At 60.6% G+C, this 17,167-nt stretch carries 14 protein-coding genes; 8 read left to right on the top strand and 6 right to left on the bottom strand.

Annotated elements, in window-relative coordinates; genetic code table 11:
• Positions 1–68: 68 nt before the first annotated feature.
• The 7 genes from BLQ41_RS18450 to BLQ41_RS18405 all read left to right on the top strand — a co-directional run bounded on the left by BLQ41_RS18450 (position 69) and on the right by BLQ41_RS18405 (position 8,516).
• On the top strand, positions 69–668 hold the full coding sequence (locus BLQ41_RS18450; RefSeq protein ID WP_090183071.1) for a helix-turn-helix domain-containing protein: 600 nt from the start codon (positions 69–71) through the stop codon (positions 666–668).
• A 1,049-nt stretch (positions 669–1,717) separates the two neighbouring features.
• The gene (gene purU, locus BLQ41_RS18430; RefSeq protein WP_090183064.1) at positions 1,718–2,584 is read left to right on the top strand and encodes a formyltetrahydrofolate deformylase; all 867 of its coding nucleotides are present in this window, start codon (positions 1,718–1,720) and stop codon (positions 2,582–2,584) included.
• On the top strand, positions 2,581–3,486 hold the full coding sequence (gene folD / locus BLQ41_RS18425) for a bifunctional methylenetetrahydrofolate dehydrogenase/methenyltetrahydrofolate cyclohydrolase FolD (protein WP_090183063.1): 906 nt from the start codon (positions 2,581–2,583) through the stop codon (positions 3,484–3,486). Before purU ends, folD begins: the two co-directional genes overlap by 4 nt.
• Positions 3,468–4,709, top strand: a complete 1,242-nt coding sequence (locus BLQ41_RS18420; protein WP_090183061.1) for an FAD-dependent oxidoreductase — start codon at positions 3,468–3,470, stop codon at positions 4,707–4,709. The genes folD and BLQ41_RS18420 overlap by 19 nt, the downstream gene beginning before the upstream one ends.
• 13 nt (positions 4,710–4,722) lie before the next feature.
• Positions 4,723–5,022 carry a sarcosine oxidase subunit delta gene (locus tag BLQ41_RS18415; protein ID WP_090183060.1) on the top strand — a complete coding sequence of 100 codons (300 nt, stop codon included), beginning with the start codon at positions 4,723–4,725 and terminating at the stop codon, positions 5,020–5,022.
• Positions 5,019–7,916: a 2Fe-2S iron-sulfur cluster-binding protein gene (locus tag BLQ41_RS18410; RefSeq protein ID WP_090183058.1), complete on the top strand. Its 2,898-nt coding sequence runs from the start codon at positions 5,019–5,021 to the stop codon at positions 7,914–7,916. Before BLQ41_RS18415 ends, BLQ41_RS18410 begins: the two co-directional genes overlap by 4 nt.
• 3 nt (positions 7,917–7,919) lie before the next feature.
• Entirely contained in the window at positions 7,920–8,516 is a 597-nt protein-coding gene (locus BLQ41_RS18405) for a sarcosine oxidase subunit gamma (RefSeq protein ID WP_090183056.1), read from the top strand.
• Between the two features lie 106 nt (positions 8,517–8,622).
• On the opposite strand, the gene BLQ41_RS18400 is transcribed toward BLQ41_RS18405, so the two are convergent.
• Positions 8,623–9,531, bottom strand: a complete 909-nt coding sequence (locus BLQ41_RS18400; protein ID WP_090183055.1) for a glycine betaine ABC transporter substrate-binding protein — start codon at positions 9,529–9,531, stop codon at positions 8,623–8,625.
• 295 nt (positions 9,532–9,826) lie between these two features.
• Here BLQ41_RS18400 and BLQ41_RS18395 point away from each other — a divergent pair, with 295 nt between their 5' ends.
• Complete coding sequence (locus tag BLQ41_RS18395) at positions 9,827–11,863, top strand: NADH:flavin oxidoreductase (protein ID WP_090183053.1); 2,037 nt, start codon at positions 9,827–9,829, stop codon at positions 11,861–11,863.
• A 39-nt stretch (positions 11,864–11,902) separates the two neighbouring features.
• On the opposite strand, the gene BLQ41_RS18390 is transcribed toward BLQ41_RS18395, so the two are convergent.
• From BLQ41_RS18390 to BLQ41_RS18370, 5 genes are all read right to left on the bottom strand, one after another.
• The gene (locus tag BLQ41_RS18390) at positions 11,903–12,679 is read right to left on the bottom strand and encodes a pyrroline-5-carboxylate reductase family protein (RefSeq protein ID WP_090183052.1); all 777 of its coding nucleotides are present in this window, start codon (positions 12,677–12,679) and stop codon (positions 11,903–11,905) included.
• Entirely contained in the window at positions 12,669–13,376 is a 708-nt protein-coding gene (locus tag BLQ41_RS18385) for a TetR/AcrR family transcriptional regulator (protein WP_090183051.1), read from the bottom strand. Before BLQ41_RS18385 ends, BLQ41_RS18390 begins: the two co-directional genes overlap by 11 nt.
• A 141-nt stretch (positions 13,377–13,517) precedes the next feature.
• Positions 13,518–14,447, bottom strand: coding sequence for a LysR substrate-binding domain-containing protein (locus tag BLQ41_RS18380; protein ID WP_090183049.1), 930 nt, complete (start codon positions 14,445–14,447; stop codon positions 13,518–13,520).
• A gap of 6 nt (positions 14,448–14,453) precedes the next feature.
• Positions 14,454–16,667, bottom strand: a complete 2,214-nt coding sequence (locus BLQ41_RS18375) for a xanthine dehydrogenase family protein molybdopterin-binding subunit (protein ID WP_090183048.1) — start codon at positions 16,665–16,667, stop codon at positions 14,454–14,456.
• Positions 16,667–17,131 carry a (2Fe-2S)-binding protein gene (locus BLQ41_RS18370; RefSeq protein ID WP_090183046.1) on the bottom strand — a complete coding sequence of 155 codons (465 nt, stop codon included), beginning with the start codon at positions 17,129–17,131 and terminating at the stop codon, positions 16,667–16,669. Before BLQ41_RS18370 ends, BLQ41_RS18375 begins: the two co-directional genes overlap by 1 nt.
• Between the last annotated feature and the right edge of the window lie 36 nt (positions 17,132–17,167).

Here is a 17,167-nt window from a genome sequence, read left to right as displayed (position 1 = left end):
TGTTGATTTGCACTTTCTCAGTGCGAAACTAATATTACTGAACGGAAAGTGTGCAGAAGCTGATGACTATGTCGAACGAAACCGCACCGCGCCTCAAGCTTGAGCAATACCTGGGGTTGCAGATCAAACGCCAGCGCCAGGCGCAGGACCTGAAATTGTCTGATGTGGCCAAGATTGCCGATATCAGCCAGGGCATGTTGAGCAAGATCGAAAACGCGCAGGTGTCCACCAGCCTCGACACCCTGAGCCGCCTGTGCGACGTACTCGGCCTGCCCCTGTCGAAGTTGTTCAGCGAGTACGATCAGCAGGACGGCAGCGCGCTGCTGGTCAAGGCCGATCAGGGTATGGAGGTGGTGCGCCGCGGGACCGAAAAAGGCCATACCTATCATCTGCTCAACCATACCCGTGGGCCGAAGAAGAGTTTCGAGGCGTACATGGTGAGCATGGATGACGCCAGTGAAGAGTTTCCGACCTTCTCTCACCCGGGGACCGAGTTCTTGCATTTGCTTGAGGGTGAGTTGATTTATCGGCATGGGAATCAGCTGTATCGGATGGAGGCTGGGGACAGCCTGACGTTCGAGGGGGAGATTCCTCATGGGCCTGAGGAGTTGGTGCAGGTGCCGATTCGGATGTTGTCGATCATGAATTATGGGAATGACAAGGAGTGATGTTTTTCTGAGTTGGGGGGCATATCCGTTTCTGCGGTAACGGCGGCTTAGGGTTCCGCCCTGACGGCGGGTCACTTTCGAAAAGCGCGAAAGTAACCAAAGCGCTTTTGCCCCTGACGTTCGGTGCCTCGCTTAGGCTCGGCATGCCCTCGCTCCGGTCCTGCTCCGTGGGCCCGCCGCCATCGGCCATCCATGGCCGGGGGCGGCTAACCCGGCATCCATGCCGGGTTGCCCACTGCGCAGAACCTGCGCTCGGCCTCACGAGGGGGCGTGCACCGCCAAAGCAAAGCGAGGCGGCCTACGGGCCGGCCTGATTCTTCAACGCTTGCGCGTCCTGATCGTTCCCATGCTCTGCGTGGGACTGCATCCCGTGACGCTCCGCGTCACCCTTGCGCAAGACTCAAGCCTGGTGTCGACAGCGGAACGCAGAGCGTCCCCGGTGGCATTCCCACGCAGAGCGTGGGAACGATCAACAGCATCGCGAGCAGGCTCACTCCCACCTAAAGCAGACCGGCGCACCGCTGTTGCTTCTCACCACTCATCAGGCCGAGCGTTAGCTCGCCTTCCGCTTTTGATCTTGATCGTGATCTGCTCCGTCGGAAGGCCGAACGCAGGTTCTGCATAGTGGGCAACCCGGCATGGATGCCGGGTTAGCCGCCCCCGGCCATGGATGGCCGATGGCGGCGGGCGCACGGAGCAGGACCGGAGTGAGGGCATGCCGAGCCTAGGCGAGGCACCGGACGTCAGGGGCGCAAGCGCTTGGTTACTTGGCGCTTTTCCAAGTAACCCGCCGTCAGGGCGGAACCAATATCCGCCGCGACCACAAAAACGGATATGCACACGACCAAAACCCCAAAAAGCCGCAAAAAATTCCCACCAGTTAAAAAACTTTCACAAACGTCTGGACGCCGCCTCCCCATCCCCCGTATAAAGCCACAAACAGGAATAATTTATTCCCATCAAGAAACAGCGCTCAAGGAAGAGCCACCCTCTCTACTGACATATTTTCGCTTTGCGATGAGCTGCCGCCATCTTCCCGAGGACGTGTCATGCAACACGAAAAAAACCATTTCATCATCAAAATCACCTGTCCCGCCGTGTCCGGCATCGTCGCTGCCGTGACCACCTACCTGGCTGACAACGGTTGCTACATCGGGGAGATGGCGCAATTCGACGACGACCTCAGCGGCCGGTTTTTCATGCGTGCGGTATTCCGCTTCAACGACGGCCACCCCGGTGACCTGCAACAGATCAAACAAGGCTTCGCCGACGTCGCCAACGCCTTCGACATGTCCTGGGAACTGCACGACACCCGCGAACCGATGCGCGTCTTGCTGATGGTCAGCAAATTCGACCACTGCCTGACCGACCTCCTCTACCGCTACCACAAAGGCGAGATGGACATGACCATCACCGCCATCGTCTCCAACCACCTCGACCTGCGACCGATGGCCGAACGCGAAGGCATTCGCTTCATCTACTTGCCAGTAACCAAAGACACCAAGGCCCGGCAGGAAGCCGAGTTGATGAAAGTCGTCGATGACACCGGCACCGAACTGGTGGTGCTCGCGCGCTACATGCAAATCCTCTCCGATGACCTGTGCAAGCAACTCTCGGGCCGGGCGATCAACATTCACCACTCATTCTTGCCCGGCTTCAAAGGCGCCAAGCCGTACCACCAGGCCTACCAGCGCGGCGTGAAACTGATCGGTGCCACCGCCCACTACGTCACCAGCGACCTCGACGAGGGGCCGATCATCGAGCAGGAAGTCCAGCGCGTCGATCACGTCTATCTGCCTGACGACCTGGTCGCCACCGGCCGTGACACCGAAACCGTTGCCCTGTCCAAAGCGGTCAAATACCACTTGGAACACAGGGTTTTCCTCAACCAGGACAGAACGGTGATCTTCCGGTGAACACGCTCAAATTGATCGACGGCAAAGCCGCAGCAGCACGTGTGCTCATTCAAGTGCGCAAAGACGTGGACAGCCTGCGCGAGCAAGACATTCAACCGGCCCTGGCGGTAATTCTGGTGGGTAGCGATCCGGCCAGCCAGGTCTATGTGCGCAACAAGGTCCTGCGCGCCGAAGAGGTGGGGATTCGTTCCGTGGAGCATCGTCTGTCCACCGACACCAGCACCGAACAACTGCTCAACCTGATCGCCACGCTGAATGCCGATCGCTCGATCAACGGCATTCTGCTGCAACTGCCACTGCCGGCACATATCGACGAACTGAGGGCGTTGCAAGCCATTGCTCCCGGCAAGGACGTCGACGGTTTTCACAGTGAAAACGTCGGTGGCCTCAGTCAGGGTCGCACCGTGCTTGCGCCCTGCACGCCCAGCGGTTGCCTGTATTTGCTGGAACAAACCTGCGGTGATTTGCGCGGCAAACACGCGGTGGTCATTGGACGCTCGAACATCGTTGGCAAACCCATGGCCGCCCTGCTGCTCAAGGCCGACTGCTCGGTGACCGTGCTGCATTCGCGCAGTGCCGATCCGCAAGCCTTGTGCCGTCAGGCGGACATCGTCGTCGCCGCCGTCGGCCAACCTCAGATGATCGACGCCAGTTGGCTCAAGCCTGGAGCGGTGGTGATCGACGTCGGCATCAATCGCATTGACGATCAGGGCCGTAGCCGCCTGGTGGGTGATGTCGATTTCGACAGTGCCCTGCCCCACGTCGCGGCAATCACGCCGGTCCCCGGTGGAGTCGGCCCGATGACCATTGCCTTCTTGATGAAAAACACCGTCACCGCAGCCCTTATGCAACACCAGGTTCAACGCAGCCAATCGGAGGCCCTATGCCATTCAATCTACTGAAATACGGGCTGAGTTCGGAGTACCCGGTGGAAGTGGACCTGCCACCGCCCAAAGAATTGAAGCGCAGCTATGACGTGGTGATCATCGGCGCTGGCGGTCATGGCCTGGCCATTGCCTACTACCTGGCCAAGTACCACGGCATCACCAACATCGCGGTGCTGGAGAAGTCCTACCTGGGTGGCGGCAATACCGCGCGCAACACGGCAGTGATTCGCTCCAACTACCTGACCAGCGAGGGCGTGCGTTTCTACGCCGAGTCCGTGCGGATGTTCCAGGGGCTGTCCAACGAATTCGATTTCAACATCATGTACTCCGAGCGCGGTCAACTGACCCTGGCCCATACCGACGCCACGGTGCGTTCTTTCCGCCAGCGTGCCGAGGTCAATAAACATTTTGGCGGGCGCACCGAGATGATCGACCGCCAGCAAATCCGCGAACTGGTGCCCAGTCTCAACCTCGACCCGGGCCACTTGCCGGTCATCGCCGGCCTGTGGCACATGGACGGCGCCACCGCACGCCACGACGCCGTGGCCTGGGGTTACGCCAAACAGGCGGCCAAACGCGGCGTTGAAATCCACCAGCTCACGGAAGTCCAGGACCTGGTCATCGAAAATGGCGCGATCACCGCGGTCAAGACCAATCGCGGCACCATCCAGTGCGGCTGCGCGGTGCAGGCGATTGCCGGGCACAGCTCCTTGCTGATGGCCAAGGCCGGGATCCGCTCGCCGATCCAGACCTTCCCTCTGCAAGCGATGGTCACCCAACCGTTCAAACCGTTCCTCGATCCGCTGGTGAGTTCCTCTGCGCTGCATTGCTATGTGCAACAGACCAGCCGTGGCGAAGTGGTCTTCGGCGGCGGTTCCGATCCGTATCCGCTGTTCAACACCCGCTCGACCCTGGACCTCAAGGAAAGCTTGCTGGCCCACGCCATCGAGATGTTCCCGTTCCTGGCCAACGCCAAGCTGATGCGCCAATGGGCCGGCATCACCGACATGACCCCCGACTACAGCCCGATCATGGGCCTGTCGCCGGTGAAAAATTACTACCTTGACGCCGGTTGGGGCACCTGGGGGTTCAAGGCGACGCCGATCTGCGGCAAGACCATGGCCGAACTGGTGGCCAGCGGCGGCCAGGTGCCCGAGTTGATCAAACCCTTCGGTCTTGAGCGTTTCTCGACCTTTCAGCAAGTCAACGAAATGGGCGCCACGGCGGCCAGTCACTGACGGAGAGCGGATCATGAAAATCATCAATTGCCCGCTCAACGGGCCGCGCAATATCAGCGAATTCACCTATGGCGGCGAATTCAAACCCATGCCCGACCCCGTCCGTTGCAGCGATGCCGAATGGGCCGATTACGTGTTCAACACCGACAACCTCGCCGGTGTGGTGCGCGAATGGTGGATGCACACGCCGTCCAGCTACTGGTTTATCGCAGAACGGCACACGGTCAGCGATGAAATCCTGCGCACCTTCGACCCCAAAGAACTTTTCACCGCCCGCGTCGACTTCAGCGCCGCCCAGGAGATCGCAGGATGAACCGCCTACCCGCCCCGATGGGCCTGCTGATCAACCGTGATCAGCCACTGGATTTCAGCTTCGACGGTGACCGCTACCAAGGCTTGCAAGGCGACAGCATCGCCAGCGCACTGTTGGCCAACGGACGCTTCCTGATCTCCCGCTCCTTCAAATACCACCGCCCGCGCGGCCCGCTGACCATGGCCGGGCAGGACGCCAACAGCCTGGTGCAACTGCCCCAGGAACCGAACGTGCTGGCCGACGCCCATGCACTGTCGGCCGGTTTGCAGGTCACTGCGCAGAACGTCAACGGCTCGCTGGACAACGACCGCGATGCCTACCTGGGCAAGTTCTCGAAATTCATGCCCGTCGGTTTCTACTACCGTTCCTTCTACAAGCCCAAAGGGATGTGGAAAGTCTGGGAACCGATCATTCGCAAGAAGGCCGGTTTGGGCGTGCTCGACCTGACGTTTAAGCCGGAATACTACGACAAGGCCTATCTGTTCACCGACGTGGCGGTGATCGGTGCCGGGCCAGCTGGACTGAACGCGGCGCTGACCGCGGCCAACGCCGGCGCCAAGGTGTTGCTCATCGAGCAACAACCGATCCTCGGTGGTTCGCTGACCTATGCCCGTTTCGATATCGAAGGTTTAAAAGCCGAAACCCTGCGCCGCGAATTGCTCGCGGCGGTGGAAAACCACGCCAACATCCGCATCCTCACCGAGGCCACGTGCAACGCCTGGTTCACCGACAACTACTTGCCGATCATTCAGGGCAAACGGATGTACAAAGTGCGTGCCGGTCAATGCCTGGTGTGCAGCGGCGCCTTCGACCAGCCGGTGATCTTTCGCAACAACGACCTCCCGGGTGTGATGCTGACCAGTGCCGCACAACGCCTGATGAAACTGTACGCGGTCAAACCGGGCAAACGCGCCGTGGTGCTGACCGGCAACGATGACGGCTACCTCGCGGCGCTTGATCTGCACGATCAGGGCGTGGACGTCGCGGCGGTGGTGGACCTGCGTCACGGTCCTGGCGATGAATCGCTGTTACAGGCGCTGGCCCAGCGCAAGATTCCTTGCCAGCGCGACAGCACCGTGTATGAAGCCCTGCACGGAAAAGGCATGCGCCATATCACCGGCGTCGACGTGCGCAAGATCACTGCGCAGGGTCAGGTCGCCGAGCACGGGCAACGTCTGGACTGTGATTTGCTGTGCATGTCTGCTGGCTACATGCCGGTCTATCAACTGCTCTGCCAGGCCGGTGGAAAACTGGCCTACGACGATCAGCGTGCCGAATTCACCCTCAGCGGCTTGCCTGGAAACCTGGACGTGGCCGGGTCGGTCAATGGCCGTCATCGCCTGGAAAATGTAATCGCCGATGGCGTGAATGCCGGTGCCGATGCCGCGTCCGCGCTAGGGTTCGTGGTGGGCGAGCAACGCGCACATTTCGCCAGCGAGATCCGGGTCAACTTCAATTGGCCGATCTTTCCGCACCCTAAAGGCAAGGACTTCGTCGACTTTGATGAAGACCTGCAAGTGGCCGACATCGTCAACGCCACCCGCATCGGCTATCGCGACGTGCAACTGGTCAAGCGCTACTCCACCGTCGGCATGGGGCCGTCCCAGGGTCGCCACTCGGCGTTGCCGACCGCGCGCCTGGTTGCCTGGGCGACCCAGCGCAACATCAGCGAAACCGGTGTCACCACCGCACGCCCACCGTTTGTCGCGGAAAAACTCGCCCATGTCGCCGGCCGGGCTTTCGACCCGTACCGGCAAACACCAATGCACGCCCGGCATCTGCAAGCGGGCGCCAAGATGATGCCCGCCGGCATCTGGCAGCGCCCGGCCTACTACGGCAACGCGAAGGACCGCGACGCGTGCATGCAGGCCGAAGCCCTGCACGTGCGCAACAAGGTCGGCATCATCGATGTCTCGACCCTGGGCGGTCTCGATGTGCGCGGCCCAGACGCCGCCGAGCTGCTCAACCGGATGTACACCTTCGCCTTTCTCAAGCAACCGATCGGCCGTTCCCGCTATGCCTTGATGACCAACGAGCATGGCGTGGTTATCGATGACGGGGTGTGCGCACGCTTTGCCGAGAACCATTTCTACGTCACCGCCACTACCAGCGGCGTCGACCGGATCTATCAGCAAATGCTCAAGTGGAATGCACAATGGCGTCTGGACGTGGACGTCGCCAACGTCACCGCAGCCATTTGCGCGGTCAACGTCGCCGGTCCCGACTCACGCAAAGTGCTGGAAAAAGTCTGCAGTGATCTCGACCTCAGCGCAGAGGCGTTCCCCTACCTGGGTGTCCGCCAGGGAACGGTCGCGGGGATCAAGGCCCGTTTGCTGCGGGTGGGTTTTGTCGGCGAACTGGGCTACGAAATCCACGTGCCGGCGCGCCACGGCCTCAAGCTCTGGGATGCACTGATCGAGGCCGGCAAGGCCCACGACATCCGTCCCTTCGGCGTCGAAACCCAGCGCTTGCTGCGCCTGGAAAAAGGCCATGTGATCATCAGCCAGGACACCGATGGCATGACCCACCCGGCGGAAATCGACATGGGCTGGGCGGTGAGTCGCAACAAGCCGTTCTTCGTCGGCCGGCGCTCGGTGGACATCCTTGAAGCACAGCCACTGAAACGCAAACTGGTGGGCTTCACCTTGCCCAAGGGCAGTGAGCAACCGCTGGAAGGACACCTGGTGCTCAACGGCCCGGACATCAGCGGCAACGTCACGTCGTGCGAGTACTCCGCCACCCTTGGCAAAATCATCGGCCTGGCCTACGCCGGCATCGACCAGAGCACACCGGGGCAACGGATTCCGATCCGCGTCGAAGGCGCAAAGGTGGTGCATGCCGAAGTGGTGCCGCTGCCTTTCTTCGATCCCGACAACCAACGCCAGGAGCTTTGAGCCATGACCAGCCTGAGAGAACAACACAGCAAGGTGCGCCAAACGCCAGCGCCGATGACCGGCTGCTGCCTGACGGATTTGACCGACTTGCCACGGGTCGGTTTTCGCGGCGCTCACACTGCCGACTACCTGCGGGGACGCGCCTTCGTTTTACCGGACGCGCCAAATCGCGCCGTGATTCAAGCCGATGGCAGCCACGTGGCGCGGCTTTCGCAAACCGAATACCTGCTGCTGGGCAACCCCGAGGATCAGGGCCAGCGAATAGCCGATGAAGAAGCACGTTGGGAACTCGATCATCAGGCCAACTACTTGCTGCCGCGCCAGGACAGTCATGCCTGCTTCCAGATGACGGGGGACTACCTGAGCGAGGTGCTGGCCAAGCTCTGCGGGGTTGATCTGAGTCCGCAAGCTTTCGTCCCGGGCGCAGTGGCCCAGACGTCGGCGGCACGCATCAATGTGATCATCATCAACTCCGGCACGGCGCAACAGGCGAGTTTTCACATCCTCTGTGACCGGGCATCGAAGGCGTATTTTCAGGGTGCGTTGGAGGATGCGATGCAGGAGTATTCAGGGCGAACATCGGCGATGTTCATGCGCTGATTCTGCGGTTGCGTCGAGCAGACAGGCTGAGAGTCGGCGCCCGGCTCTCAAGCCTGCACGGGGGATGATCAACAGGTAGCGAAACCTGAATGGCTGAATACGGCCATCAAGGCTGCCGACTGCTGACTTGCTGCCCGCCTTGCTCGAACATCGCTTCGAAACGCGGCTTGTTGGCCGCGTAGTAAGCGGCCACGGCCTGGTCAGAGGAGGTCTGGCGAGCCTGCATCATCAGCGCTTCGAGGTCAGCCTGGGGAATCGAGTAGTGGGCGAAGAAATAGGCGACCTCTGGATATTGCTGGCTAAACCCTTTGCGTGCCATGGCGTGGATCTGCTCGGCGCCGCCAAAGATCTGCTTGGGATCATCCAGATAGCGCAGTGGATACTTGGAGAACATCCAGTGAGGACTCCAGGCGTTGACCAACGACCATTTGCCTCGTTTCAGGTTGCGATCCAGTTCATTGAGCATGCCGGATTCCGAAGAGGCCACCAGCTTGTAGCCGTCGAGCTTGTATTCATCGATGGCCTTTACCGTGAGCTTGTATTGGCCATTGCCGACTTCAGAGGTGAGGATCTTGCCGTCGAGTTTTTCCCTGACCTGCGGCTTGTTCAAATCCTCGACGCTCGACACTTCACTGACGGGTATCGAGGTGGGAACTGCCATGCCGATCCGCCCTTCGTATAGCACGCCGAGGTCTTCGAGCCTGTCCTTGTACTTGTCGTAAAACGCCTTGTGGGTGCTCGGTAGCCAGACCATCGGGATCAGGTCGATATTGCCGTTGGCCAGGGCTTGAAACTGAATGCCAATGTCGGCCATCACCAGTTTGACCGGTTGCTTGAGATGCTCCTGCAACGCGGTGCTGGCGAGCTTGACGGTGATTTCGGTGTCAGACCAATTGACCCAGCCAATGCGTACGGGCTCGGGTTCAGCGGCCTGCGTCAGCGCAGCGCTGCTCCCCAACGCAAAACCTAACAGACAGGCACAGACTGTTTTTCGATACGGCGAATGAGCGTTCATCAGGCGTCTTCCTATTGATGTGGGATAGGCAGGTTGTCTTCGTTTGAACGGCCTTACGGTCGTGAACAGTGCAGTCTTCGCTGCTTTCAATCCGGGCACGCAATCCTTTGCCCATCTTCTATCGGCACGATTTGACGGCGGGGTCTCTGCACCCTTTCGAGCCTGATCTTATCGACGAGTTTTGCCCCACGCAAGAAAAATGTACACCTGTGTCATTGATGATTGACACAGGTGTACAGTTATCCTAATTTCAAGTCGCCCAAGCCTGATGAAGCCCACGACGGAGCTCACCACGATGTCCAGCGATCCCTTGCTGCAACCGTACAAGATCAAGCACCTGACCCTGAAAAACCGGATCATGACCACCGCGCACGAACCGGCCTACCCGGTCGATGGCATGCCGCAAGCGTTGTATCGCGCGTACCACGTCGAACGCGCCAAGGCCGGCGTGGCCTTGACCATGACCGCCGGCTCCGCAGCCGTGTCCCGGGACAGTCCTCCGGTGTTCAACAACGTGCTCGCCTACAAGGACGAAGTCGTCAAATGGATGAAGGACCTGACCGACGAATGCCATGAACACGGTGCCGCGGTGATGATCCAACTGACCCACCTGGGCCGCCGTACACGTTGGGACAAAGCCGACTGGCTCCCCGTGGTGTCACCCTCACACCGTCGCGAGGCGTCCCATCGCTCCTTCCCGAAAAAGATGGAGGATTGGGACATCGAGCGGATCATCAAGGACTACGTGGACGCGGCCGAACGCATGAAGGCGGCGGGTCTGGATGGTCTGGAGCTGCAGGCTTACGGACATCTGATGGATCAGTTCTGGTCGCCGCTGACCAACGACCTCGAAGGCCCGTACGGCGGCTCACTGGAAAACCGCATGCGCTTTACCTTCGACATCCTCAGGGGCATTCGCCAACGTGTCGGCGAGGACTTCTTGCTCGGTGTTCGCTACACCGGTGACGAAACACTGCCGGGTGGCTTCAACGCCAGTGAGGGCATGCAGGTTTCCCACATGCTCAAGGACAGCGGGCTGGTCGACTTCCTCAACGTGGTGCGGGGCCACATCGACACCGATGCAGGCCTGACCGATGTCATTCCGATCCAGGGAATGCGCAACTCGCCGCACCTGGACTTCGCTGGTGAGATTCGCTCCGCCACAGGCTTTCCGACCTTCCACGCCGCGAAGATTCCCGACGTCGCCACGGCGCGCTATGCCATCGCCTCAGGCAAGGTGGACATGGTCGGCATGACCCGCGCGCACATGACCGATCCGCACATCGTGCGCAAGATCATCGAGAAACGCGAAGAAGACATCCGCCCATGCGTGGGCGCCAATTACTGCCTGGATCGCATCTATCAGGGTGGCGCCGCTTATTGCATCCACAACCCGGCAACCGGCCGGGAAACCACCATGCCCCATGACATTCCAAAAGCAACGGTGAAGCGCAAGGTGCTGGTCATCGGCAGTGGTCCTGGCGGATTGGAGGCGGCGCGCGTAGCCGGCGAGCGTGGCCACGACGTCACCGTACTGGAGGCAGCGGACCGTCCCGGCGGACAGATCCGCCTGACGGCATTGAACGAGCGGCGCCGCGAAATGATCGGCATCATCGACTGGCGGATGAGCCAGTGCGAGCGACTGGGCGTCAAGTTCCACTTCAACACTTGGGCCGAGGCCGACACGGTGCTGGCCCATGAACCGGACGTGGTGATTGTTGCCACTGGCGGCCTGCCGCATACGGAGGTGCTGTCGCAGGGCAATGAATTAGTGGTTTCGACCTGGGACATCATTTCCGGCGACATCAAGCCGGGGCGCAACGTCTTGATCTTTGACGATGCTGGCGACCATGCTGCCCTGCAAGCCGCCGAGGTCATCGCGCAAAGCGGTGCAACCGTGGAGATCGTCACCCCTGACCGTTCGTTTGCGCCTGAAGTGATGGCCATGAACCTGGTGCCCTACATGCGCAGCCTGCAGGACCTGAACGTCACCTTCACCGTCACCTACCGGGTCGAAGCGGTTGAAAAACGCGATGGCAAGCTCGTTGCGACTTTCGGCAGCGATTACGGCAAGGTCCACAAGCAGCGCGTCGTCGATCAGGTCGTGGTCAACCACGGCACGATTCCCCTGGACGATCTGTATTTCGACCTTCGTCCTCATTCGAGCAATGAAGGCGCCGTCGAACAGCACGACCTCATCGCGGGCAAGGCACAGAACATCGTCACTAACCCTCAGGGGCGTTTCCAGTTGTTCAGGATTGGTGACGCGGTGTCCGCGCGTAATACTCACGCGGCGATCTACGACGCCTTGCGCCTGGTGAAAGACATTTAACCCGTGGGCCTCCTTCCCTGGCAGGAAGGAGGCCCACGCCTACAAACCCCGCCGTGCCACTTCTGCGCCTTGTTGCACCGCCCGTCCGACCATGGCGTCAATGCCCTGATCAGCCATCGACTGCAACACGGCCGCCGTCACGCCACGGTAAGCCATCAACGCTTTAATCATTTCCCGAGGATCGTGGCGGGCAAGTAATTGACCGCCCCCCACCACCACGCCCTGTGCGGCGTGTTGAGCGATCGCCGGAGGAATACCGGCCGCGACTGCCTGGCTCACCAGCGCTTGGTGCAACATGGCGGCCAAGGCAGGCCCGGTGCCGGAGAGCGCACTGAGGTAATCGATACAGTCCTCTTTCGGGACTTCATCCGCCGTGCCCACACACTCGAACAACCCTTGCACCAGCGCCCGGTCCTGTTCGCTCAGACTGTCAGCGCTGTACCAGGGCGTGAAGGATTGCCTGATTTCCACCGCGGCATTGGGCATGGCCCGTATCAATGCGTCGGCTCCCGTAGCAGCGTGAATGGTCGCCGCCGGGACGCCAGCCATCAGGGAAATCACTAATTTGCCTTTGGCGTTGATCTGCAGTTCGCGAAATTGCTCCGGCCGGATCGACAGGACCACCACGTCACTCAGCGCCACCAGCTGCTGATTGTCCGCCAGGAGCCGCACCGGCGGTTCGAAGGTGTGGGTGCCAGAGCGGTTGGAGACCAATAGGCGATCAGGACTGATGAAGCCGCTATCGAGCAGCGCCTCGGCAATCGCACGGCCCAGCCAGCCGGTGCCACCGATAATGCCCAGGGTTCTATTGTGCATCGGGAGTCGACTCCTCAAAGGTGTCGACCAACGACACGAAAACACCGGGCTCTTTTTCCGCGTAGCCGAACTTTCCAAAAAAACGGTCGAGCTCGCGCCGCTTCGGCGCCTTGCCGGTAAACACCGTGACGTACTGGGGGATTCGCCGGAAACGCACAACGATATCCTCGCTGGTTTTCATCGAGATGTAGCCGATCTGCGTGAGATAGATCGTCCTGGCTCGGGCGTCGGCAGCTTCTGCCTCATAACCGAACCGCCGGAACATTCCTGCCAGGGCGTTGATCCGCGCCTCATCCGCGACCGCGATTTCAGCGGCCACCTCATTGGATTGCAGCGCCCAGCTGCGCACGGCAAATTCAAACTGCGAGTCGAACAGTTCAGGGTTCAGCCAGCATTCGAAAACGTTGAGGATCGCTTCCGAAATACTCTCCGAATAACTCTCGCACTGGCTGATCAAGCCGCCAGTGTTCTTGTCCCGCCATCTGGCCAGCAGCGCTGCAAGCAACTGCTCCCGGTCTTCATAGAACCAATAAAAACTGGTACGAGACAAATTCAGCCGCTTGGCCAAAGGCATTACCCGCACGGCATCTACGCCGGACTCCTTCAGCGCATCGTAAGCCGCGTCCAGCCAGCCGTTGACGGAGCCACGCCAGCCCGCATCCTGCGCCTTGATTCGCGTTTTTCCAGTCTGCGACATGCCAGACATCCCCCTTTATCGAAAAATATCAGTCCACTGTACGCGGCAGCTTCCACGACGTACATAGAATGTACATCAGCGTACATTTTAAGGGCGTCCGAGGTCAGAGGGAGGGACTTTCTATCTTCTTTTGGCCTTGGATCAGGAAACGGAATGGGCATCGATGCCGTCCATGCTCGGGCCAACACGCTCTTGAACGATCAACTCTCGCAACGTATCGAGAAACAGCTTGAGCACCGGCGAGTCATCGTCGGCGCGGTAAGTGGCATACAACGGCACTTCCGGCAATGCTGGCGTCAGGCGGCGGAATACCAGCCCGGCCGGCGCCATCTGCTCGATGGAGGCTGGCAATAACGCCACGCCGAAACCGGCCCGCACCAGGCTGAGCAAGGTTTGAACCTCGATCACCTGCTGGCGGATTTGCGGGGTGAATCCGGCCTTGATGCAGCACTGAAAGAGAAAATCGGCAAACCGCGACTGCTTGAGTTCCAGCGCTACAAAAGGCTCTTGTGCCAGATCCGCTGGCGCCAGGTTTTCGCGTCGGGCCAAGGGATGATCAACGGGCATGACCACGCGAATCGGTTCGTAGATCAGCAGTTCATTGCGTAATTGCGGATCGTCATAGCCGACCCGAAACACACAGGCGTCGATGCGTTTTTCCTTCAACGCCATGACCTGCGCCGCCGGCGTCATTTCATGCAGACGCCACGACACCTGAGGATAACGCTCGCGAAACAGGTGCAGGGCCCGTGGCAGCACGCCCACCATCACCGAACTGATCATGCCGATTTCCAGCTCACCCAACTGACCCCGACCGGTCTGACGAGTCAGGTCCAGCGCGCGGTTCAGTTGTTCGAACACCAGTGGTGCCTGTTCCTTGAGCATGTGTCCGGCCGCTGTCAGCTCGACCCGGTGATGACTGCGTTCGAACAGCGGCGTACCCAGCTCTTCTTCCAGCAGACGAATCTGCTGGCTCAACGGCGGCTGGCAGATGTGCAGGCGCGTGGCAGCCCGGCCAAAGTGCAACTCTTCGGCAAGGGCCATGAAATACCGCAGCAATCGCAGGTCCATGCCGGATTACCCCAAGGTCAGTGGCGTCGAGCGCTGGCGCACTCCGGTCAGGCTGAACAGCGCATTGGCGATGGCCGGGGCCACTGATGGGCTGCCCAGTTCACCGACGCCACCGGGTTTGCTTGGCTCACCGTCCAGCACCAGGATGTCCACCGCTGGCATGTCGGACATGCGCGTCACCCGATAGTCATGGAAGTTGCTCTGCACCACCCTGCCCTGCTTGATGTCCATGCGGTCGAACAGCGCGTGACCCAGGCCCCACATCAAGCCGCCGTAGATCTGCTCTTCGACACCGCCCGGCGATACGGCGAGGCCGCAATCGACTACGCAGGTGAGCTTATCGACCTTGATCACACCGTCTTTTTTCGACAGCCTGGCGACCACTGCGATGAAGCTGGTGTAACCCTGATTGGTGGCAATGCCCAATGCGCTGTCTTGCGGTAATGGCTGGCCCCACCCGGCGCGTTCGGCGGCGCTTTTGAGCACCGCAACGTGCCGAGGGCGATCGTGCATATTGGCCAGGCGAAAGGCCAACGGATCCTGCCCGGCACCGTGGGCCAGTTCATCCATGAAGCTTTCCACGGCGAACACGTTGGGAATGAAGCTCACCGAACGATACCAGCCGCTGGGCACGTTGCTTTCGTGCTTGACCCAGGCCAGGTCCAGATTCGCCGGGCGATAGGCGAAATCCCACGCGGTGATGGCTTCGGTGGTGCTGTAATCCATATGGTCCGGGCGCTCGAAATAGCCCGGCTCCCACTGCTCCGGCGACGCGGGCGACACCGCGTTGAGTTGCAACGCGGTCAATTGGCCCTGTGCGTCCAAAGCGCCTTTGGCCCGATGCAACGTGGCCGGGTGCATGAACAACGCACGCATTTCGTCTTCACGGCTATTCATCAACTTGACCGGCACCTTGGCCTGTTGCGCCAGGTACGCCACTTCGAACAGCCAGTATTTGGCCTCCCGTGCGCCGAAACTGCCGCCGGACACCATCTCATTGATGGTGACCTTATCCTTGGCGATCTTGCACACCGTTTGGGCGGCCTCCAGCGCCGACGACGGCACCTGCACACCGCCCCAATACGTGATGGCGTTGTCCGCCACCTGCGCGGTGATGCACACCGGTTCCAATGGATTTTGCACCTTGTACGGCATGCGATAGTCGGCTTCGAGCAGCTTCGCGGCTATCGGCCATTGCGCGGCGACATCCCCGGCTGCCATCGCAGACACCCGCTGCGCAGCCTTGTCGTTGATCGCCGCTGCTTGCGCCGTTGCCAGCTGATCACTGTCGAACCCGGCGAGTGGCGAGTCGCTCCATTGCACGTTCAGTAACTCGCGGCCTTGATGCGCGGCCCAGTAGTTATCGGCCAGGACGGCGACGCCTGCCTGGTTGCCGCCGAGGACATCGGGCCGGCCGGGAATCGTGATCACCTTGCGTACGCCCGGCACCTGCAACGCGGCGCTGGAATCTACTTTCAACACGGTCGCGCCAATCACGGGTGTGCGCTGAATCACCGCCACCAGCATCTGCGGCAAGACGACATCGATGCTGTATTTGAAGCGTCCGCACACCTTCGCCGCCGCATCCCGTTTATGCCGCAACTTACCGATGTACCTGAACTGCGTCGGGTCCTTCAGTGTGACGTTGGCCGGTGCCGACAACTGCGCGGCAAGCCCCGCCAGTTCACCGTAACCGAGGCTGCGTCGACTGGCGGCATGCAGCACTCGACCGTCTTCGGTCGTGCAACTGTCGAGGCTGACGTTCCACTGCTGCGCGGCCGCCGTCATCAACAGCACGCGGGCCGTGGCGCCGGCCATGCGCAACCGGTCGTATTCCAGCGACACGCTGGTGCTGCCGCCGGTGGAGTAAACCTTCCAGACCGGGTGGATGTAGGCCTCGAAGAATGGATTTTCCGGAGAGATCACCTGCACGGTCATCGGGTTGACGTCCAGTTCCTCGGCCACGCACGCGGCCAGCGCGGTGTGGGTGCCAGTGCCGGAATCGTGCTTGTGCACCACCAGTTTCACCGTGCCGTCGGGCAGCACCCGAACCCAGGCATTCGGTTCGAATTCACCGGCAGTCATTGGCGCCTTGGGCTCGGTCGCGGTGAGGCCCGAGGGCAGATACAGCGCAACTGCCAGGCCTGAAGCGAGCGTAATCGCTTGCTTGAGGAAAATACGCCGCGGCAGTTCAACGTCAATGTCGTCGATAAAAGGCATCACGCCTCCTTCGGCGCAGCGGCCGCGCGCTTGATGGCTTTGTTGATTCGCCCGTAAATGCCGCAGCGGCACAGGTTGCCGGACATGGCATTGCGGATCGATTCATCGGTGACCGCCGCCCCGGTGTTGAGCAGCGCGGCGGCGGACATGATCTGACCGGATTGACAGTAACCGCATTGCGGCACATCTTCGGCAACCCAGGCCAATTGCAGCGGATGCTGTTCGGTGGGCGACAAGCCTTCGATGGTGGTGATGCGGTGCCCCGCCACGGCAGCAACCGGCAGTTGGCAGGAACGTACCGCGACACCGTCCAGGTGCACGGTGCAGGCACCGCACAGGCCCATGCCGCATCCGAACTTGGTGCCGGTGAGTTTCAAGTGATCTCGCAACACCCATAACAAGGGCATGGAGGGCGATGGCTCTACCAGCTCGTGTCGTTCGCCGTTTACCGTGAATTCGATCATTGTCAGGCTCCAAGAGAGCGGCCCGTCTTTGTGCGG

The organism is Pseudomonas arsenicoxydans (assembly GCF_900103875.1).
In the GTDB taxonomy this organism is placed as follows: Bacteria; Pseudomonadota; Gammaproteobacteria; order Pseudomonadales; family Pseudomonadaceae; genus Aquipseudomonas; species Aquipseudomonas arsenicoxydans.
This window is presented reverse-complemented; position numbering and strand designations above follow the sequence as displayed.